The organism is Maribacter sp. ACAM166, assembly GCF_005771495.1.
Classification (GTDB): domain Bacteria; phylum Bacteroidota; class Bacteroidia; order Flavobacteriales; family Flavobacteriaceae; genus Maribacter.
This window is the reverse complement of sequence record NZ_VAUW01000004.1, coordinates 189,627-210,555: the sequence shown is the minus strand read 5'-3', so window position 1 is coordinate 210,555 and position 20,929 is coordinate 189,627. Positions and strand designations below refer to the sequence as shown.

Here is a 20,929-nt window from a genome sequence, read left to right as displayed (position 1 = left end):
TACTAAAAGCAGTACAAAATTGCTCTTAATAAAACGACTGAATTGGCTCTTTTAATAAATTTATTAGCGGATATACTAGTATTTAATCAGTTCTAACAAAACAGATTCAAACCTAGATTTTGCTAAATACTGCTGTTCTAATTTAGCATTAAACGGAATAGGAGTCTCCAAACTACCAACCCTTCGTATAGGTCCGTCCAAGTGTTCAAAACAATTTTCCATTACCATAGCTGAAATGTCACTTGCTATACTGCCAAATAGACTATCCTCCTGAAGTATAATCAGTTTCCCTGTCTTTTTTACCGAGTCATAAATAGCCTTAATATCTAATGGTTGCAGCGTACGTAAATCCAATAAATCTGCATCAATATCTGGATTCTTGTCCAACGTTTCCAATGCCCAATGAACACCTGCTCCATACGTCACAATTGTCATTGAAGTTCCTTCCCTAATATGGCTCGCCTTACCAAAAGGTAATGTATAATAGTCAACAGGTACTTCTTGATACATACTTCTATACAACCCTTTATGCTCAAAAAACAGTACCGGGTTTGGATCCTCTATAGCTGTTGCTAACAATCCCTTTGCATCATAAGGAAAGGCAGGGTACACCACCTTGAGTCCTGGAGTTTTGGTAAACCAAGCTTCATTCGTTTGAGAATGAAACGGGCCAGCGGCTACACCACCTCCGCACGGCATACGAATAACCACATCTGCATTTTCTGCCCATCTGTAATAACTCTTCGCCAAATAATTTACGATAGGATTAAACCCAGTGCTGGCAAAATCGGCAAATTGCATTTCCATTACAGCTTTCATCCCATTAATAGAAAGTCCCATTGCTGCAGATACAATAGCTGATTCACAAATGGGGGTATTGCGTACACGCTCTTTCCCAAAATCGTCTATGAACCCATCAGTAATCTTAAATACTCCTCCATATTCCGCAACATCCTGACCCATAATAATCAAGTTGTCAAATTTCTCCATAGACTGTCTCAAACCATCTGATATGGCATCAACTAATCGTATATTTTTAGTATCTTTATTTGGACTAACTTCTTTATATTCAAATTTTTTATATACTTCACTTAATTCTTTACTTTCATTGGGTATAATCAATTCCTCTGAGTATGCTTTTTGTAAATGTTCATCGATTTCGGCTTGAATTTCAACCCGAATCGCAGCAATTATTTCGCTAGAAAGTAGGTTCTCCTTTTCTAAAAAAGCTGTGAAATTTTCCAACGGATCTTTCTCTGCCCAAGTATCTAAAAGCTCTTGCGGAACATATTTCGTACCACTAGCTTCTTCATGCCCACGCATGCGGAAGGTTTTGAATTCAAGTAATACCGGCCGAGGATTATTTCGCATATCCTCAGCCAATTCTGACACTTTAGTATAGACCTCTAGAATATTATTACCATCAATTATATGAGATTCCATGCCGTAACCCTTTCCTTTATCGGCCAAATTTTCACACTTAAATTGCTCGTTAGTAGGTGTGGATAATCCATATCCGTTGTTCTCAACACAAAATAGTACGGGTAAATCCCAAACCGCCGCAACATTCAATGCCTCGTGAAAATCACCTTCACTGGTCGCACCTTCTCCTGTAAATACTGCGGTAACCTTTTGTTCATTACGCAATTTGTGCGCAAGTGCAATACCATCGGCGACCCCTAATTGCGGACCCAAATGAGAAATCATTCCGATTATTTTGAATTCTTGTGTGCCAAAATGAAAACTTCGGTCGCGTCCTTGTGTAAAGCCACTTGCTTTGCCCTGCCATTGTGTAAACAGTCGGTATAGCGGTATTTCCCTGGTTGTAAATACCCCAAGATTTCGGTGCATGGGTAAGATATACTCGTCATCTTTAAGCGCGCAGGTTACCCCTACCGAAATCGCTTCTTGCCCTATACCACTAAACCATTTAGATACTTTACCTTGTCTTAAAAGTATCAACATCTTTTCCTCAATCATACGAGGTTTAAGCATTGATTTAAATAGCTTTACCTTAATATCCTCAGCTACTTGAAAACGTTTATAATCCATCAAAGTGGTGTGTTTTGCTAATAAAACATAAATGTAACAAAAATGCGTTCAGTAAGGATCATTTGTAACAAAGCTTGTAAATCAGCAATTAGTATTAGTTTTACATAAAACCCATAAAGACATGAGCTTTGTACCTAGCGTTGATTTATCAGATTTTCTTTCGGAAGACCCAAAAAGAAAACAAAAATTCATTGATGAAATCGGTAAGGCATTTGAAGAAATTGGCTTCGTAGCCTTAGGTGGACATTTTCTATCAGATGAGTTGGTTGATTCTTTATATTCAGAAATTAAAGAGTTCTTTGATTTACCAGAGAACGTAAAGGATGGGTACCAAATAGAAGGTATCGGCGGTCAGCGTGGGTATACGTCTTTTGGTAAGGAACATGCGAAGGGTCGCAAAGAAGGTGATTTGAAGGAATTTTGGCATTTTGGACAGTATGTCGAAGGTAATTCGAAATTAGATGAGGAATACCCTAACAATGTTATCGTGAAAGAACTTCCCAAGTTTAACGAAGTTGGAAAGGAAACCTACAAAATGTTAGAGAAAACCGCTAAATATGTTTTACGCGCCTTGGCTCTTCATTTAAAATTGGACGAGTACTATTTTGATGATTTCATAAAAAATGGAAATTCAATCTTGCGCCCAATCCACTATCCGCCTATTACTTCAGAACCCAAAAATGCCGTTAGGGCTGCAGCACATGGTGACATTAATCTAATAACCTTATTAATGGGTGCCCACGGTAAAGGACTTCAAGTTAAAAACCACGAAGGAGAATGGGTTGATGCCATTGCTAAGCCAGATCAATTAATGATTAATGTAGGCGATATGTTATCGCGTTTGACCAATAATAAATTATTATCTACTATTCATCAAGTGGTTAACCCTCCAAAAGAGCTTTGGGGAACATCACGATATTCCGTGCCATTTTTCATGCATCCGGTTAGTGAAATGTCGTTAAATTGTTTAGAAAACTGTGTAGACGATGAGCATACTAAGCTATATACCGATATTACTGCAGGTGAATTTTTGCATGAGCGATTAATCGAATTAGGACTGATTAAAAAATAAAAGAATGGACATACAAGACCAACTTAAAAACCTTTTTCCAGAACATAAACCACAAGATGTTCCCTCCGAAAAAGAGCATAAAAGTAAAATTTGGTTACAAGATGATCCTATCATCTGTAAATACGAAAAACGCAAAGGAAAACCCATTACCATTTTAGAAGGGTATACTGGTGCTACTGAAGATTTCAAGAAATTAGCGAAAGAATTAAAGACTAAACTTAGTGTTGGCGGTAGTTTTAAGGATAATAAAATAATCATACAAGGAGATTATAGGGGTAAAATAATGACCATATTAAAGGATAAAGGCTTTTCGGTAAAACGTGTGGGAGGGTAATAAAATAAATTTCTCCTCGTAAACTTAAATTTGTTTTCTGTTAAATTATTTTATAACGTTGTTTTAAGTGGTATTTTTATTCTAACAACTAAATTAAATTCAAGCTGGTATGAGTTCTCTTTTACACATTACCAATGGAGACAATTTAACTCAACGTCTTCAAAAGTTAAATCTTAGCGGTGATATAATCACGTGGCGCGAAATGTTGTGCGAAGGGAAGACTTTACCCACCGTAGGAACGGAATCATTTTGGAAAGCTAGATTCGAGTTTCTTCATAAAAATTATAAAGTTTCAAAATCATGGTTCATAGAAAAGACGCTAAAAGAATACCGTTCTTTATGTAATCATAAACAACAAGATCATATTGTACTGTGGTTTGAATATGACCTATTCTGCCAAGTTAATATGCTCGCAGTAATAAGTTGGTTGTTAACGCATCGTAAATATGCCCAAATTTCATTGGTCTGCAGCGGTAAAGAAGATGATACTGATAAGTTGTATAGCTTAAGTGAACTTACCGATGACCAATTGCTTGCTTTATATAATACTAAGAAAGTATTATCCCAAGACGATACCGAGTATGCAGATTATGTATGGCAGCTCTATTGTAGCAATAACCCTATACGTTTAGAGAATTTAACCGATTTTAAGGATTATCAGTTTGATTATTTAGGAGATGCTGTTAAATCACATCTCAAACGTTTTCCAAGTATTGCTAACGGCCTTAATAATATGGAAAATACCATACTGCAATTAGCTATTGACAAAAAACCGAAGTCTAAAAAGGAGTTTATGGACATTATCCTTAAAAACCAAGGAAACCTTGGTTTTGTAGACACTCAATTCGATCGAGCTATAACTCGATTGAAACCTTTGATTACAAGTTTGAACCCGGTACGGATATCTAAAAAAGGAAAGGAAATAATAGAAGGTAAAACCAGTTATTATTCTTGTATACAAGATAATGATGTCTACTTAGGAGGTGCCTTAAAATATAATTTCCTTTATAATACAGACGATAATAGAATTTTAAAGTTATAGCATGCAACTAAGGCCTGCTGAGCTCATTCTCAATCAAGATGGAAGCATTTACCATCTCAATTTACATCCTGAAGATATAGCCACAACTATTATTACCGTAGGTGACCCAGATAGGGTTCATCAGGTTTCCAATTATTTTGACACCGTAGAGCTTAAAAAAGGAAAACGAGAATTTATTACCCATACAGGGTATAAAAACGGAAAAAGGTTATCGGTCATCTCAACCGGAATAGGAACCGACAACATTGATATTGTTCTTAATGAACTAGATGCGTTAGTAAACATTGATTTCAAAACCAGAAATTTAAAGAAAATCCACACCAAGTTAAGGATTATCCGTATCGGCACAAGTGGATCCATTCAGCAAGATATACCTGTAGATTCCTTTTTAATTAGCGAATATGCCATTGGCTTCGATGGTCTTTTGCATTTCTATGAACATAATAAAATTAGTCATACGCCAATTGAGGATGAATTTATCAAACACTGTTCATGGAGTTCGGACAAGGCCCGACCTTATGTGCTATCCTACTCCTACAGCTTAGCAAAAGTATTTAGCGATAATCGTATACGATTAGGTTTTACAGCTACTAATACAGGCTTTTATGGACCTCAACAGCGTCAGTTGAGATTAAAACCTAGCCATATTGAATTGACGGAAAAATTATCATCATTTAACTACCAAGGTCTATCATTGACCAATTTGGAAATGGAAACTTCTGGAATTTACGCCCTATCACAACTCTTAGGTCATGAGGCAGTTTCACTTAATTGCATTTTAGCTAATAGAGTTACGGGGGAATTTTCTAATAACCCGGCCAAATCTGTAGATGAGTTAATCAAATTCTGCATTGAGCGCCTTAGTTCATTGAGATTTTAATTATTCGTATCTAAGACTTCTTATTTTTGCCGAAATCTGACCATGAAAAAAAACAAATTTAAACATAGAGATATTAATTGGTTATACTTTAATGAGCGCGTTTTACTTGAGGCTGAAAATAAAGAAACTCCCCTATTGGAACGGCTTAAATTCTTAGCCATCTTTTCATCTAATTTAGATGAGTACTTTAAAGTACGTGTTTCAGGACTTCGTCAAATTAAGCAGTTGGATAAAAACCTTCGAAAGAAGCTAATGCTCAAAGCTAGTAGTACCCTTAAGCATATTCTTAAAACGATTGATGAACAACAAATTCATTTTGGAAAAGTAATTGCGACGACCTTAAAAGAGCTGGAAGAACATCATATATATTTGAAAAATGTAGCTAGCTTCAATCAAGAACAGAAACATTTTCTACGTAATCTATTTGATTCTACGATTAAAGAATTCTGTGAGGTTTATCACACCACTAATAACATAAAACTTACTGACAGTTCATTATACTTGGTGGTCACGCACTTTGATGACCGCTATAGTCTAGTGAAAATACCTACAGACGGAGTTAACCGGTTCATTGCAATACCCGGTAATGGGCATCAATATTGTTATATTGATGATGTGGTTCGACTAGAAATGCAAAAGCTTCTCCCGCAAAAAAAGATAACAAGTTGTTATTCCATAAAACTATCTAGGGATGCCGAACTCTATTTAGAAGATGATTATTCTGATGTTGAGCTAGTTGAAAAAATTTATAAATCATTAGATAAACGAAATACAGGACAAGCTACACGCCTACTTTATGATAACAAAATGCCTCTTAAACTAATCAATGCTGTAAAAACAGATCTTAATTTAGGTGAAGTTGATTTATCCCCTGGTGGCACGTATCATAATTTATCCGATTTTTTCACTTTTCCCCGACCTGAACATACTGAGCATTTACAATACGAACCAAAGCCTGCAATACCGCATCCAGAATTATCCTTTTGTACTAATTTTTTTGAAACTATCTCAAAAAAAGATCAGTTAATACATTTCCCCTATCAAGACTTTAGTGTGGTTGAAGAATTTCTTAAAAGTGCCGCTATTGACCCAAAAGTTAGTGCCATTAAAATGACCATCTATCGCATTGCAGAGTCTTCTGCATTGGCAAATGCCCTTTTAACTGCGTTAGAAAACAAAAAAGAAGTAACACTTTTTGTGGAAGCACAAGCTCGCTTCGATGAAGCCAATAATATAAAATGGGGTCGAATTTTTGAAGAAAAAGGAGCTAAGGTCATTTTTAGTATCCCTCAGATAAAAGTTCATTCCAAAATAGCCATGGTTTTTAGGGAAGAAAACGGAAAGGTTAAACGATATGCTTACATTGGTACTGGTAATTTTAATGCCAAGACCTCTAAAATTTACTGTGACCACGGACTTTTTACCGCTCATAAGAAAATTACGAAGGATTTAAAACAGGTTTTTGAAGTTTTGGAGCGAAAATTAATCGCACCAAAACTAAAACAGCTATTAGTTTCTCCTTTTACAACACGCGTTACTTTTCTCAATCTTATTCAAAATGAAATTACTGCTGCAGAAAAGGGTGAAAAAGCAGGTATAACAGCTAAAATGAATAGCCTCGAAGATGCTGATATGATTTCCGCACTATACAGGGCCGTTAATGCTGGTGTACACGTTAGACTTATCGTTAGAGGTTTTTGCTGTTATTTAAAGGCGAGTGATGACCTTAGCGCACAAATGAAAAATACTATTTTAATTACCAGTATTATAGATCGGTTTCTAGAACATGGTAGAATTTATCTTTTTGAAAATGGAGGAAATGAACTTATGTATATGGGTTCTGCAGATTGGATGACCAGAAATTTGGATAAGCGTATAGAAGTTGTTACTCCTATTCTTGATATGGATATCTTTAACGAATTGAAACATATACTAACATTACAGCTTAACGATAATCAAAAAGCCAGAGTTTTAGATTTAGAAAATTCAAATAAAAAAGTAGCCGTTGGTGATCAGGAAGAACCCGTACGTTCACAATATGCTATTTACGATTACCTAAAAAAAATATTAAATGAAAACCGTTAAAATCATTGGCGTACCCGAACATTTTAATTTGCCTTGGCACATGGCCATTGAAGAAGGCGCATTTGAAGAAAGGGGTATTAACTTAACTTGGACAGACATTCCCGAAGGTACAGGTAGAATGTGCGACCTGTTAGACAATAATGAAACTGATTTAGCCATCATACTTACAGAGGGTATCGTTAAAAGTATAACCGAGGGCAACCAAGTTAGAATTATACAAGAATATATCTCATCTCCGCTGCATTGGGGTATTCATGTAGACATAAATAGCACCTATAAATCACTTGAAGAATTGAAAAATACTACTGCGGCCATTAGCCGTTTTGGTAGTGGAAGCCATCTTATGGCATATGTACATGCAAAGCAAATGGGTTGGGAACCTGAAAATTTGAAGTTTAATTTGGTAAATACCCTAGATGGCGCTGTAGAGAGTCTAGCCTGCGGTAACGCTGATTATTTTATGTGGGAACATTTTACCACAAAACCTTTGGTAGATGGCGGTATATTTAGACACCTAGGCGATTGCCCTACCCCTTGGCCTTGTTTCGTTTTGGTTGGGACCAATAAATTTTTATCAGAACATAAAAATCTAGTAAAACATATTCGAGAGGTTATCAACAATTATACTGCAGAATTCAAACAAATACCCAGTATTGAACGCTCATTAGCAAATCGTTATCAACAAAAATTAATCGATATACAACAGTGGTTGCAACGCACTCAATGGAGCCAACAGCAGCTACCCGAGCATACATTGATTAAAGTTCAAGACACTTTAAAGGAACTGAAGTTAATCGATAGTTCACTATCGACATCTGAAATATTAGTGTGATTTAAATAATAGCCACGCTAAAATGCTTTTGAATTAACTGTTTAAAGGTATCATCAGATAGGGGTTTCTGTGAAAAATCGGCTATAAATGGATTAGCACCAGCAGCATCTTTATCCTCTTTATTATCACTAATAGTGACTAGAACGATGGTTATTTGGTCTTTTAGCTTTTTTGGAACCAATTCTTCATAAGCTTTTATAAATTGCCATCCATCCATTACAGGCATTCTTAAATCAAGCATGACCATACAAGGTAACTCTAATTCTTCTTGACCTTTCCCTAATATAAAATCTAACGCCTCTTGACCGTTTAATGCAGAGTTTACATTGACATCTAGGTCTAGTTTATTAATGAAAATTGAATGTAAAAAGTTACTTGCATCATCATCATCTACTAGTAATATAGAGTTCAATTTATGTGAATTGTTCATTTTGCGCTGTTGTTGATTGCAGTTCTATTTGTTAAAAACTGCAAAATAATGTTTTAAAGTTAGAGAAAATATCTTTAAGTAACTTACCAACTAATAGATTTATTGCCTGAATCATTCAATATTTTATTGCAAATAGAAAAATGTTGATTTCCAAACCAATATCCACGATTAGCACTCAACGGAGATGGGTGTCCAGAAGTGAGAATATAATGCGCTGTAGAATCAATTAGTTTTTCCTTTTTTTTTGCAAAACCACCCCATAATAAAAAAACAATACCTGTCCTTTCTTTGGCTAATTTTGAAATTACGGCATCGGTAAACGTTTCCCAACCTTGTTTTTGATGACTGGTAGGCTCATGTGCCCGCACTGTAAGCGTAGAATTTAATAATAGCACCCCTTGTTCGGCCCATCGTTTCAAATTCCCACTTTTGGGATAAGGTAGTTCTAAGTCTGTTTGAATTTCCTTAAAAATATTCATAAGTGAAGGCGGATGCGCTATGCCATCGTGAACCGAAAAGCATAATCCATTAGCCTGCCCAGAACCATGATATGGGTCCTGCCCTATTATAACTACTTTGGTTTTTTCAAAAGGGCAATGGTCGAATGCTGCATAAATATCTGAATGTTTGGGGTAACACGTATTATCAGTATATTCTTGCTTTACAAATTCGGTAAGATTATTAAAATATGGTTGATTAAATTCTTCTTGTAAATGATTTTTCCAACTTGGATGAATTGCTTTACACATACTAACAATGATTTATTTTACACAGTACAAAACTACCAATAACTACGATATATAGTCCTAATCAAGGCTACTTTGAAAGGTTAATGTTCTTTTGTAAAGTTAAATATCCCCTATTAGGTAAGGCCATTAGTTAAAATAGTGTTGACAATCTTGTTATTTCAAATATCGTAGCCAATCCGTACCTTTGCCGCTTATTTAAACAGAACGTGGCTAACATACATTCCAAAACATTACAGGACCTTGAATTTCCTTCCGTATTAACACAAGTTTCTGTGCGCTGCCATACCGAATTAGGAAAGCAGGCCGCATTAGAAATTGCACCATTGATCAACGAGGAAAATAGTACGTTGGAATTGGGTAAAACTGCAGAATACCTATCGTCACTTATTAGTGAAAACCGTATTCCCAATCATGGTTTTGATAGTATTAATAGTGACTTAAAACTACTTAAAATTGAAAATACCACATTAGAGCTACAAGGTTTTAAGCGAATTGCTAGTATTTGCACAACGGTAGCTTTACATCAAAAATTCTTTAAAAAATTCAAAGAATATTATCCATTATTTCACGAATTCGTTTCGATTTTAGAACCTACTACGGAAATACCGGATTTGATAAATAACGTTATTGATCGATTTGGAGAAGTCAAGGATAATGCTTCAGATAACCTATTCACCATTCGTAGACAGATAAATCAGGTACGAGGTAAAATCGGTCAAAGTTTCGGAGCCGCCTTAAATACCTATCAAGCTTCAGACTATTTAGATGATATTAGAGAGTCTGTAGTTGAAAACAGAAGGGTATTAGCAGTTAAAGCTATGTACCGTAAAAAAGTCAAGGGTTCTGTGATGGGTACTTCAAAGACAGGCAGCATTGTTTATATAGAGCCAGAAGCTGCATTGAAGTATAGTCGAGAACTGAACAATTTGGAGTTTGATGAAAAAGAAGAGGTGCAACGCATTTTAAAGCAACTAACAAATCAAATTAGACCATTTAGAGTTCTTTTAAGGGATTATCAGGAGTATTTAACCCAAGTGGACGTTATAGCTGCAAAAGCTAAATACGCAGAGGATATTGATGCTCTACTGCCCAAAATAAACACCAATAGCAGGCTTTATTTACGTGATGCCTATCATCCCCTCTTGTTTCTTAATAATAAGCGTAAGGGAGAAAAGACTTTTCCACAAACCATAGAATTACATAAAGAAAACAGGATTATTGTTATTTCCGGTCCAAATGCAGGAGGAAAAAGTATTACTTTAAAAACAATTGGACTTTTACAAGTCATGTTGCAAAGCGGACTTCTGATTCCCGTTCATGAACGTAGTGAAGTTTGTTTTTTTAAAAATATTTTAACAGATATCGGTGACAACCAAAGTATTGAAAATCATTTAAGTACGTACAGTTACCGATTAAAGAACATGAACCAATTTTTGAAACGCTGTGACAGCCAAACGTTGTTCTTAATAGATGAATTTGGTACAGGTAGTGATCCCGAATTAGGGGGAGCGTTAGCTGAAGCATTTTTAGAAGTGTTCTATGAACGTGGTTCGTTTGGTGTCATTACTACCCATTACGCCAACTTAAAAGCCCTTGCCAATGAGTTGCCCCACGTAACGAACGCGAACATGCTTTTTGACGGAAGAACCCTCGAACCTACATTCCAATTGATTTTAGGGCAAGCTGGTAGTTCGTTTACATTTGAGGTTGCCCAGAAGAATGGTATCCCCTACTCACTAATCAATAAAGCTAAGAAGAAGATTGAGCGCGGTAAAGTCCGTTTTGACGCAACCATAGCCAAACTGCAAAAAGAACGCAGCAAAATGGCAGAAACTGGTTCTAGATTAAAGGAAGAAGAGGTAAAAGCACGTGAAGAAGCATCTCGTTTAGAAAAATTAAACGCCAAGGTCAAGTCAAAATTAGAGAACTATCAAGAATTATATGAACATGACCAACGTATGATTCTATTAGGCAATAAGGTGAATATAGCGGCAGACAAGTATTTTCAAGATAATAAAAAACGTCCCTTAGTTTCTGAGCTCATACGAATCGTAGAAACGGAAAATAGTAAGCGTAAGAAGAAAACGGCTAACCAAGCGAAAGCAGAACGTTCTAAAAAAGCACAAGTAACCAAAGAAGTACAAAAGGAAGTTGAGGTTATTCGAGAAACTAAGAAAGTCGATAAGAAAAAAGCAATTCAAAAGGAAAAGAATAAACCTAAACCCGTTTTTAATATCGGGGATCGGGTACGTATGATAGACGGCAAAGCGGTTGGATCAATAGATTCTCTAGAAAAGGGTAAGGCCATTGTCAATTATGGCATGTTTACCACGAATGTGAGTGTTGACCAGTTGGAATTAGTAGAACGAAAGAAATAAGGATTAAATAAACCTGAATACCACTAGGTTATAATAAATCGTATACGATTAAAATTAATGCTAATTAACTATTTAGTGTGTTTTATTAATCTCTTTTAGTTTTTTGATTACGGTAATTAATAACTATTTGGTGCCCCTGACATACTAATATTCATGTTATCTTTACACCTTGGAAACAACTAAGAAAATTATCCTTTTTGATGGAGTTTGTAATCTTTGTAATGGAGCGGTTCAGTTTATCATAAAGCGAGATAGTAAACATGTTTTTCAGTTTTCTGCTTTGCAAAGTGAAGTGGGGAAAAAAATGACAGCTGCGCGGAATATTGATACTGATTTGATAGATTCAATTATCCTCATCGAACCAAATGTTGCTTATTTCACTAAATCAACTGCAGCATTAGAAATAGGCAAAAGTTTGAAAGGTTTAAGAACGATATCTTCTATTTTACTATGGATTCCTGAATCTTTTCGAAATATCGTATACGATTTTATAGCACGAAATAGGTATAATTGGTATGGTAAAAAGGATGTGTGCATGGTACCGAAAACCGAACTTAAAGATAAATTTCTTTGACATTATGACGTTTATACTTGGCGCTAATTCTGGGTCTTATATTTCCTACTGATTAGACAAGGTTACTACTTTAAACTTTCTAATTGCTAATCAATCGAAAACCAGAAGAAAGAAAATATAGCATTCTGTAAAAAAAATGTGCTTCCTAAAGTAACTATCTCCCCACTAATTATTTTACGTATTACACCTCCATATATCATTAAAAATTGCGTCAACAAAATACTTGCTGATATACTTGGCTATTTTGGCCAAGTTGAGCATATAGACTTTAAACTGATAGGTGCAATTTACACCACTAAAAGAATGTACTTGAATAAAGTTATTGGGAAATCTAAAATTCCACTTTTAGACTTTAAAGAAATACCTATCTCCGCAGAATGGAAATCACTGATTCATGCTAAAATAATTATGACAGAGCTAACATAATCTGTGTTTTTAAAGATATTCAGCAAGATAGTATATAGACAAGAACCTAAGATTGGTAAAAAGTGTTGCCTAATTTAGTACCAATCGACATTAACCAACTGACCCTTGAAAAAAGGAAATTCGCATTTCTACAGTTACAAACAACCCCAAATATTGACCTTAATTTATCCAACATAAATCTTGTTGCATCCAACCTTAGACATATTGTTGAAAAAATAAGAAGCCTACCTTCCAATATTCATGCTACTGCTACTTCAATTAGGAATGGAAAGATGGTTTTAGATGGAGATATCAACGTAGTAAAAGAGATTCCAGATATAGATGTGTCTTTTAGCCTAGATAATAGCAGTGCTAAAGCTCTTAACGATTTTATAAATTATTTCACAGGCATTGATTTTAATGAAGGTACATTTGATTTGTTTGAAGAGTTAGCCATTTCCGATGGTTTCTTAAAAACCTTACGAGTAGGATTTGTTAGTTTCTTTAAATTTGTTCTTAAAAACCATAAAGAAGATACGCTGGCTACAAAAACACTAATAGAAGGTGATTTAAACGGGAGGAAGATTAAAATTTGACTACTTGACTCGCAAATTCAAAAACTCCTGAATACTGGCTATAATTAGGTTTACGTTAATCATTTGAATTTTAAGGATACTAGCGATGGTGGAGAAGCATTAGACGACAAGAAGTCGTCTAAACAAAGAACAACTCCAAAGCAGAAAACCTTCAAATACACGAAATACCTAATATTTTTATTCATCATAAAATACTGAAAATCAAATTATTAAACACTATCAACTAGAGTTTCAATCGAATTAATATTGATATATTAACATATAGACCAAAAACTAAAAAAATAGCCCACATTTGATGTATTGCTAAAGGAATAACGTATGCCCCTACGGGAATTTTAACCTTGCTTTCCGCTATTAATATAGGTGGTCAAAAAGCAGGCAGGTTAGCGGTTATAGATTATTTAAAAAATCATACATGTGGCACTGTGTTGATTTTTATTTTAGGTATAGGCCTTATTTGTTTCGCAATATTGAGGTTCATGGTAAGTATAAAGGATCTAAAAGGAATAGGATTAGACATAAAAGGTTTAGCAAAAAGAAGTTACTTTTTACGCAGCCTTAGGGATTCTATCCATTTTAGCTGGGTTTGGTATTTTATCATTGCTCAAAAGTGATAGCGGGTCCTGCAGTTCTATATTAGCGAGCTCAACAGGAACCTTCATTTTCATTACCATCTGACTTGGTTTAACTGTGAAAGGTATTTTTCTATTTCAGTTTAGAATAAAATTCATATCGGTAGTAGCGAAGAGAAGATATATTAAACGAATAGGATATGCCATACTTATTTCTAGAGGCATTGTCACTTCTATTGTAGCTTACTTTTTTCTTGCTGCAGGTTTTAATTTGAATGGAAATACTTCCAACGACATGAAAGGCACCGCAGAAGCCTTCTCGTTCATTCACGAACAAGCTCTTACGGTAAACTGCTGTTAGGAACTGTAGCAGCAGGTCTAATCTGCTATAGTATTTATATGTTTACCATGGCAGCCTATCGTAAATTTGATACCTAACCGTAGGTGTCAATACGTTTATTATATTGGTTATGCTAAATTAGTACTACCATACTTCAAAATAGGTTGTAATTTCTATGTAGCACTAGGGTTTCTTTTTATAATTATCATCCCAATTTTTAACTTTGGGAGTATTCAATTTACCAACCGATTTTGCCACCATCATCGAAACTGCAGCATCACCTGAAACATTAATTACTGTACGACACATATCCAACGGTCTATCGACGGCAAAAATCAGAGCTAATCCTGCTTCTGGAATTCCTGCCTGTGCCAAAACAATAACCAACATAACCATTCCTGCTCCTGGAACCGCTGCGCTACCAATAGATGCTAAGGTCGCAGTTACAACTATCCCTAATTGAGCAGATAAACTCAAATCCATACCAAAAGCCTGTGCTATAAAAACGGCAGCTATTGCTTGATACAAACTGGTACCATCCATATTTATGGTTGCACCAATTGGAAGCACAAAACTTGTCACCTCCTCATCTACTCCCAAATGCTCCTCAACCCGTTCCATGGTAACAGGTAAGGTAGCCGCACTTGAACTTGTTGAAAAAGCCAGCAATTGAGCTGGAGACATTCCTTTCATAAACGTACTTGGTGAGGTTTTTGTGACAATCCAAACTATTAGCAGATATACGCCTAACATTAAGCTCAACCCAAGTACGACACAGAAAGCATACCATGCCAAAGCCTTAAATAAATCTAAACTTGGAGATTCTACTACCAATGCAGCCAATAGAGCAAAAACACCAAAAGGTGCCGCTAACATAATGAGATCAATCAGTTTTAAAATAACTTCATTAAAACCATCAAAAAACTTTTTAACAGGCGAGGATTGCTCTTCAGGTATGAGTATTAGACCAACGCCGAAAAATATAGCAAAGAAAATTACTTGCAACATATTTCCATTATCCGAAGCTGCCTGAAATATATTACTAGGTACTAAATCTTCTAATGCCTGTAAAGGACCTGCTTCCTTTTGCTTATCTGCTTTAGATTTTATCGCATCGGCATCGCTTTTATAACTTTCTACCAATTCGCTTCGGGTTTCTTCGCTTATAGAGGAACCTGGCTTTACAATATTAACCACTCCTAAACCAATAGAAACTGCAACAACCGTTGTAATTATATAGATGGCAATCGTACGCCCACCCATTTTAGAAAGTTTTGAAATATCCTTTAAATCAGATACACCTTTTATTAAAGAGGCCAAAATAAGGGGGACTGCAATGAGTTTTAAGGAATTGATGAAAATAGTACCAAAAGGCTTTATCCAATCCGATATAAATTTAGGTCCCCATTCCAATTGAACCATAGCTAAGGCGAATAAAACACCTGCCAACATTCCCAATAGAATTTGCCAATGCAACTCTAGCTTCCTCATATATAATTTGGTTTAGGGAAGAAAGATAGTATTTTGCTCGTAAAAGTGCTAAAAAGGAAACCTATAATTTTATAGTTCTGTTAATTAATGCATAGTCTGCCAAAACCAAAGCTGTCATTGCTTCAACAATTGGTACCGCTCTTGGTACAACACATGGATCATGCCTACCTTTTCCTTGTGCTTGAACTTTATTTCCCTCTTTATCTATAGTCTCGTACCCTTGAATAACAGTGGCTACAGGTTTAAAGGCAACATTGAAATAAATATCCATACCATTACTTATTCCACCTTGTATACCGCCACTAAAGTTCGTTTTAGTAGACCCATCACTATTAAATTGGTCATTATGGTCGCTACCTTTCATTTTCACCCCTTCAAAACCGCTACCATATTCAAAACCTTTCACCGCATTAATGGAAAGCATTGCTTTACCTAATTCTGCGTGAAGCTTATCGAAAACAGGTTCTCCTAAACCGATGGGTACATTTTTAGCAACACAAGTAATCACTCCGCCTATTGTATCACCTTCTTTTTTAATCGATTTGATATACTCTTCCATTTTCAAAGCCACTTCTGGATCAGGACAGCGAACGGCATTCGATTCGGTAAGTGATAAATCTAATTCTTTATACCCCTTATTCAATCGCATATCCCCAACTTGTGACACATATGCTTGAATGGTAACATTTTTAAGAAATTGCTTAGCAATAGCACCAGCTACTACCCTACTAGCTGTTTCTCTGGCAGAACTTCTTCCTCCTCCACGATAATCTCTAAATCCATACTTCTGATCATAAACATAATCAGCGTGAGATGGCCTGTATGAATCCTTAATATGACCGTAGTCTTGAGATTTTTGATTTGTGTTATGAATTGCAAAACCAATTGGGGTCCCTGTAGTTTTACCTTCAAAAATTCCTGAGAAAAACTCAACTTCGTCTGGTTCCTTTCGTTGGGTAACTATAGCAGATTGCCCCGGTTTTCGACGATCTAAATCACTCTGGATTTCGGTTAAATTTAATTCGATTCCAGATGGGCAGCCATCAATTACACCTCCAATTGCTTTCCCGTGTGATTCTCCAAAAGTACTTACTCTAAATATGGTTCCAAAGCTGTTTCCGGCCATGATATATATGTTCTAAATTAATGGATTTAGGCTTGTTATACTTAAGATAGCCCAGGTTTCAAAGGTAAATGTTAAATGTATAATAGAAAAATTTTAAAAGTGCTTAATACTAGTTTACCTGTTACAAACTTTGATGATGATAATTTAACTTCATCATTATAAAATATTGATGCTTTTTTCACTGATTACAATAGGGTGAAATATTAAAGCACAAATAAAATATCAAGAGCGAGAGCGAATGACTGTTTATATCCAAATTCTAGCGTTTAGGAAAAGCACATGTCCGTTTTGGCCTATGCGCTGTAGCCTTGGAAATAATAGCGATACGAAAACGATAAATTAGCTTCCTTTCTTTATGGCCAAAGATGTAAAGTCTGTGAATCTAAAAAAACTCATAACCAAAATTACGCATCAAAAAATAATAAAATTATGGAATCAGTAGGACCTAATTCAATAAAGCCTCTTTCAATATACTAACTGGATGTTTTGCAATTCTTTTTGTTCCATCAAATATCTGATGCCTACAACTTGTGCCATTTGCTGCGATTATGGTGGTCGGTGCAGTTTTAGAAACAGCCGGAAACAATTTTAACGCTCCTATTTTCATACTAGTTTCATAATGCTCCTTTTCATAACCAAATGAACCCGCCATACCGCAACACCCTGAAGCTATTATCGTGACTTTATAATTTATAGGTAGATTTAAAACATCAAAAGTGACTTTTTGATTACTTATCGCTTTTTGATGACAATGATTATGAATTTTTATATCCTTGGTTTCCTCTGTAAATGCAGATGCTTCTATTTTTCCGGAAGTAATCTCATTGGCCAAAAATTCTTCAATTAAAAAAGAGTGGTCTGCAATGCTTTTGGAGACTTCCTTGTCATCGGTCATTCTCAAATACTCATCCCTAAAAGAAAGTATGGCTGATGGCTCTAAACCAAGTATTGGTAACCCAAGTGCTGCGAATCTTGAAAGTTCCTTTGTATTTTTCTTAGCCAGTTTTTGTGCTTGTTTCAAAAACCCTTTGGAAAGAAATGTACGGCCACTTTCGGCATAGAATAGTTCTACGTCATACCCCAGTTTCACCAGTAAGGCTATAGCATCCTTACCTACTTCAATATCCAAATACTTTGTAAACTCATCAATAAATAAAACTACTTTGTGTTTTGAGGCAGTATTCTGATTAGTAAAGTCTTGAAGGTATTTATCGAAATTAAAGCTATAAACATTTGGTAGGCTTCTTTCTTTGGCAACACCACTTGCTTTCTTAAGTAATCTACCCAATAGTTTAGAATCATACACAGCATTTGTAAGTCCTGATACTTTACTTCCAAAACTATTCAACATCGTGTTATAGGCAAACAATTTCCCTCTTAAGGGGTACCCGTTTACTTCTTGGTATTGATATAAAAATTCAGCTTTTAACGTTGAGATATCTACATTACTTGGACACTCACTTGCACAGGCCTTACAGCTAATACATAAATCAAATACCTCTTTCAACTCAGCGCTATCAAAAGCGTTTTGCGAGGCACTCTTTGGATTTGTCAAAAACTCTCTTAATGCATTTGCCCTGCCACGGGTCGTATCTTTCTCATTTTTAGTCACGTGATAACTTGGGCACATACCACCACTCATATGATGAGTCTTACGACAATCTCCACTACCGTTGCACTTTTCTGCCGCCTTTAATATTCCCTCGCTATCAGAAAAATCCATCAACGTTTTAATATCAGGCTCTTCTCGATCAATTTCATATCGAAACGATTTATCCATTGGGTACGCATCGACAATCTTACCTATATTAAAGATGCCTTGTGGATCAAAGTAAGACTTTACCCGTCTTAGCAATTCATAATTCTTCTCTCCTATCATTAATGGAATAAACTCGGCACGAACGATACCATCACCATGTTCACCACTAAATGAACCCCTATACTTTTTTGTAAGCTTAGCAACATCAGTGGTTATAGCTCTAAATAAGGAAACATCAGAAGATTTTTTAAGATTGAGAATCGGTCTCAAATGAAGCTCACCAGCACCCGCATGTGCATAATACACCGCTTTCTGGTCGTAGCCTTTCATGATTTGAGTAAACTCCCCGATAAATTCCTTTAAATCCGTTAGTGCCACTGCAGTATCTTCTATACAGGCAACCGCCTTCATGTCCCCTACTATGTTCCCTAAAAGTCCCAATCCCGCTTTACGAAGCTCAATAGCTTTCGCTATATTATCGCCTACAAGAATGGCATTAGCATAACTTAATCCAGATTTTTTTATAGTTTTAATTAAAGAAGCTATTTCAGTATCAAGCTCAACCTCTGTATGAGCGCTTAGTTGCAACATCAATAATGCTTCTGGATCTCCTTCTACAAAAAATCGGTTGGCCATTTGTGCACGATTATTTTTCGTGCAATCTAAAATAACCTTGTCCATCATTTCACATAATTGTAATGGATGCTCCATAACAGGAACCACATCCACCAAACAATCTTCTAAAGATGTATAGTGTGTCACCACCATAGCTGAGAATGCAGGTGGAAGATCATCAAGTTGAATCGTAATTTCTGTCGTAAACGCTAAAGTACCTTCACTACCACATAGTAGTTCGGCCATATTAAAATAGGATTTCGCACCACCGAACAACTCCGATTTTAAAAGTTCATCTACGGCATATCCTGTATTTCTTCTATGTATTTCGGGTTTAGGAAAATTACTAATTATCTCTTCCGCTACTTCCTTGTCAATTAATTCTTTATATATACTTTTATAAAGTGATGCTTCAAATTTTGAACCAGCGCATTTTTGATGAAATTCTTCTGAAGAAATCCTACCAAATTCAGCCTCACTTCCATCGGCCAAAATAGTTTTTAAAGAAATAACCTTATCCCTAGTTACCCCATACTGAATAGAGGTTGTACCCGATGAATTATTTCCCACCATACCACCAATCATACATCTATTCGATGTCGATGTATTGGGTCCGAAAAACAATCCGTGGGGTTTTAAATATTGATTCAGCTCATCTCTAATAACTCCCGGCTGAACGGTTACTTGTTTTTTAACTTCATCTAGACTAATAATCTTTGTAAAATGTTTTGAAACATCAACCACCAAACCATCTCCCACGCATTGCCCAGCTAATGATGTGCCTGCAGTTCTAGGTATCAATCCGATTTTCTCCTCATTTGCAAATCGAATAACCGATTTTATATCGGCTATAGATTTTGGAAAGGCAACACCTATTGGAATTTTACGATAAACGGATGCATCAGTAGCATAAAGAGCTTTTGTAAGGTCATCATATCGTAGTTCTCCTTCTAAATCTTGTTGTAAATTTGACAACGAATTTTTATTCAACGTAGCACAATTTTAATTGCAAAATTAAGTTTTATTGTGTGAGCTACGTTATAAATAAGCTCATTTTTCATCATAAACATTATGAACTATATGAAGATTTTAAAAGGTATTTCGGTATTAGCATTTATGGCTACCTGCTCAATTTCCGCACAGGATATAGCCAATCACGCTTTAGGATTGCGCTTAGGCGATAGTGACGGATTTGGTGCGGAAATCAGTTATCAAAAATCGCTAGGAATAGGTAATAGAGCTGAATTTGATTTAGGCTGGAGAGACAGTAGAAATTTTAACGCATTTAAAATTGCTGGACTCTACCAATGGGTACGCACTATTGAAAATAACTTTAACTGGTACTACGGTGTTGGTGGTGGATTAGGAAGTGTAGACTTTCCAAGCAGACCCAATAACGACGATAATGGCGGTATATTTGTATTTGCCGCAGGAGATATTGGAATCGAATATAATTTTGATATCCCATTGATCCTATCATTGGATTTTAGACCAGAAGTAGGAGTTATCGGATATGATGGATTTTCTGATAATTTCGATTTTGATATTGGCCTAGGGATTCGATATCAGTTCTAAGCTGATACCAACCTTTAATTAT

Annotated in this window: 19 protein-coding genes and 1 pseudogene; 14 read left to right on the top strand and 6 right to left on the bottom strand. The window is 35.7% G+C overall.

The window, feature by feature from the left end:
* Positions 1–75 precede the first annotated feature (75 nt).
* Positions 76–2,052, bottom strand: coding sequence for a thiamine pyrophosphate-dependent enzyme (locus ES765_RS05295; protein WP_138112021.1), 1,977 nt, complete (start codon positions 2,050–2,052; stop codon positions 76–78).
* A 121-nt stretch (positions 2,053–2,173) separates the two neighbouring features.
* Between ES765_RS05295 and ES765_RS05290 the strand changes: the two genes are divergently transcribed.
* The 6 genes from ES765_RS05290 to ES765_RS05265 all read left to right on the top strand — a co-directional run bounded on the left by ES765_RS05290 (position 2,174) and on the right by ES765_RS05265 (position 8,297).
* Positions 2,174–3,124, top strand: coding sequence for an isopenicillin N synthase family dioxygenase (locus tag ES765_RS05290; protein WP_138111887.1), 951 nt, complete (start codon positions 2,174–2,176; stop codon positions 3,122–3,124).
* 4 nt (positions 3,125–3,128) lie between these two features.
* The gene (locus tag ES765_RS05285; RefSeq protein ID WP_138111884.1) at positions 3,129–3,458 is read left to right on the top strand and encodes a translation initiation factor; all 330 of its coding nucleotides are present in this window, start codon (positions 3,129–3,131) and stop codon (positions 3,456–3,458) included.
* Between the two features lie 109 nt (positions 3,459–3,567).
* Positions 3,568–4,500 (top strand): DUF1835 domain-containing protein, encoded by a 933-nt coding sequence (locus ES765_RS05280; RefSeq protein WP_138111881.1) that lies wholly within the window; start codon positions 3,568–3,570, stop codon positions 4,498–4,500.
* A 1-nt stretch (position 4,501) separates the two neighbouring features.
* Positions 4,502–5,380 carry a nucleoside phosphorylase gene (locus tag ES765_RS05275; protein ID WP_138111878.1) on the top strand — a complete coding sequence of 293 codons (879 nt, stop codon included), beginning with the start codon at positions 4,502–4,504 and terminating at the stop codon, positions 5,378–5,380.
* Between the two features lie 42 nt (positions 5,381–5,422).
* Entirely contained in the window at positions 5,423–7,465 is a 2,043-nt protein-coding gene (gene ppk1 / locus ES765_RS05270; protein ID WP_138111875.1) for a polyphosphate kinase 1, read from the top strand.
* The gene (locus ES765_RS05265; protein ID WP_138111872.1) at positions 7,452–8,297 is read left to right on the top strand and encodes a substrate-binding domain-containing protein; all 846 of its coding nucleotides are present in this window, start codon (positions 7,452–7,454) and stop codon (positions 8,295–8,297) included. Before ppk1 ends, ES765_RS05265 begins: the two co-directional genes overlap by 14 nt.
* Before the next feature lies 1 nt (position 8,298).
* Here ES765_RS05265 and ES765_RS05260 read toward each other — a convergent pair whose 3' ends face one another.
* On the bottom strand, positions 8,299–8,727 hold the full coding sequence (locus tag ES765_RS05260; RefSeq protein WP_138111869.1) for a response regulator: 429 nt from the start codon (positions 8,725–8,727) through the stop codon (positions 8,299–8,301).
* An 83-nt stretch (positions 8,728–8,810) separates the two neighbouring features.
* The gene (locus ES765_RS05255) at positions 8,811–9,476 is read right to left on the bottom strand and encodes a uracil-DNA glycosylase (RefSeq protein ID WP_138111866.1); all 666 of its coding nucleotides are present in this window, start codon (positions 9,474–9,476) and stop codon (positions 8,811–8,813) included.
* A 206-nt stretch (positions 9,477–9,682) separates the two neighbouring features.
* On the opposite strand from ES765_RS05255, the gene ES765_RS05250 reads away from it, so the two are divergent.
* The 7 genes and pseudogenes from ES765_RS05250 to ES765_RS22845 all read left to right on the top strand — a co-directional run bounded on the left by ES765_RS05250 (position 9,683) and on the right by ES765_RS22845 (position 14,439).
* The gene (locus ES765_RS05250) at positions 9,683–11,854 is read left to right on the top strand and encodes an endonuclease MutS2 (RefSeq protein ID WP_138111863.1); all 2,172 of its coding nucleotides are present in this window, start codon (positions 9,683–9,685) and stop codon (positions 11,852–11,854) included.
* A gap of 169 nt (positions 11,855–12,023) precedes the next feature.
* The gene (locus ES765_RS05245) at positions 12,024–12,428 is read left to right on the top strand and encodes a thiol-disulfide oxidoreductase DCC family protein (RefSeq protein WP_138111860.1); all 405 of its coding nucleotides are present in this window, start codon (positions 12,024–12,026) and stop codon (positions 12,426–12,428) included.
* A 138-nt stretch (positions 12,429–12,566) separates the two neighbouring features.
* A complete protein-coding gene (locus ES765_RS05240) occupies positions 12,567–12,854 on the top strand; it encodes a hypothetical protein (RefSeq protein ID WP_138111857.1) in 288 nt (95 codons plus the stop codon).
* Between the two features lie 65 nt (positions 12,855–12,919).
* Complete coding sequence (locus ES765_RS05235; RefSeq protein ID WP_171017240.1) at positions 12,920–13,429, top strand: DUF748 domain-containing protein; 510 nt, start codon at positions 12,920–12,922, stop codon at positions 13,427–13,429.
* Positions 13,430–13,728: 299 nt separating this feature from the next.
* Positions 13,729–13,908: pseudogene (locus ES765_RS22850) on the top strand (DUF1206 domain-containing protein); the annotation flags it as partial.
* A 211-nt stretch (positions 13,909–14,119) separates the two neighbouring features.
* A complete protein-coding gene (locus tag ES765_RS05225; RefSeq protein WP_138111851.1) occupies positions 14,120–14,362 on the top strand; it encodes a hypothetical protein in 243 nt (80 codons plus the stop codon).
* Positions 14,353–14,439 carry a hypothetical protein gene (locus tag ES765_RS22845; RefSeq protein WP_138112015.1) on the top strand — a complete coding sequence of 29 codons (87 nt, stop codon included), beginning with the start codon at positions 14,353–14,355 and terminating at the stop codon, positions 14,437–14,439. Before ES765_RS05225 ends, ES765_RS22845 begins: the two co-directional genes overlap by 10 nt.
* 85 nt (positions 14,440–14,524) lie before the next feature.
* Here the strand turns inward: ES765_RS22845 and ES765_RS05215 are convergent, their stop codons facing one another.
* The 3 genes from ES765_RS05215 to ES765_RS05205 all read right to left on the bottom strand — a co-directional run bounded on the left by ES765_RS05215 (position 14,525) and on the right by ES765_RS05205 (position 20,322).
* A complete protein-coding gene (locus ES765_RS05215; RefSeq protein WP_138111849.1) occupies positions 14,525–15,832 on the bottom strand; it encodes a dicarboxylate/amino acid:cation symporter in 1,308 nt (435 codons plus the stop codon).
* Positions 15,833–15,893: 61 nt separating this feature from the next.
* Positions 15,894–16,958 carry a chorismate synthase gene (aroC, locus tag ES765_RS05210; protein ID WP_138111846.1) on the bottom strand — a complete coding sequence of 355 codons (1,065 nt, stop codon included), beginning with the start codon at positions 16,956–16,958 and terminating at the stop codon, positions 15,894–15,896.
* 445 nt (positions 16,959–17,403) lie between these two features.
* Positions 17,404–20,322, bottom strand: a complete 2,919-nt coding sequence (locus ES765_RS05205; RefSeq protein WP_138111843.1) for an FAD-binding and (Fe-S)-binding domain-containing protein — start codon at positions 20,320–20,322, stop codon at positions 17,404–17,406.
* 90 nt (positions 20,323–20,412) lie between these two features.
* Between ES765_RS05205 and ES765_RS05200 the strand changes: the two genes are divergently transcribed.
* Positions 20,413–20,907: a hypothetical protein gene (locus ES765_RS05200; protein ID WP_138111840.1), complete on the top strand. Its 495-nt coding sequence runs from the start codon at positions 20,413–20,415 to the stop codon at positions 20,905–20,907.
* Positions 20,908–20,929 lie beyond the last annotated feature (22 nt).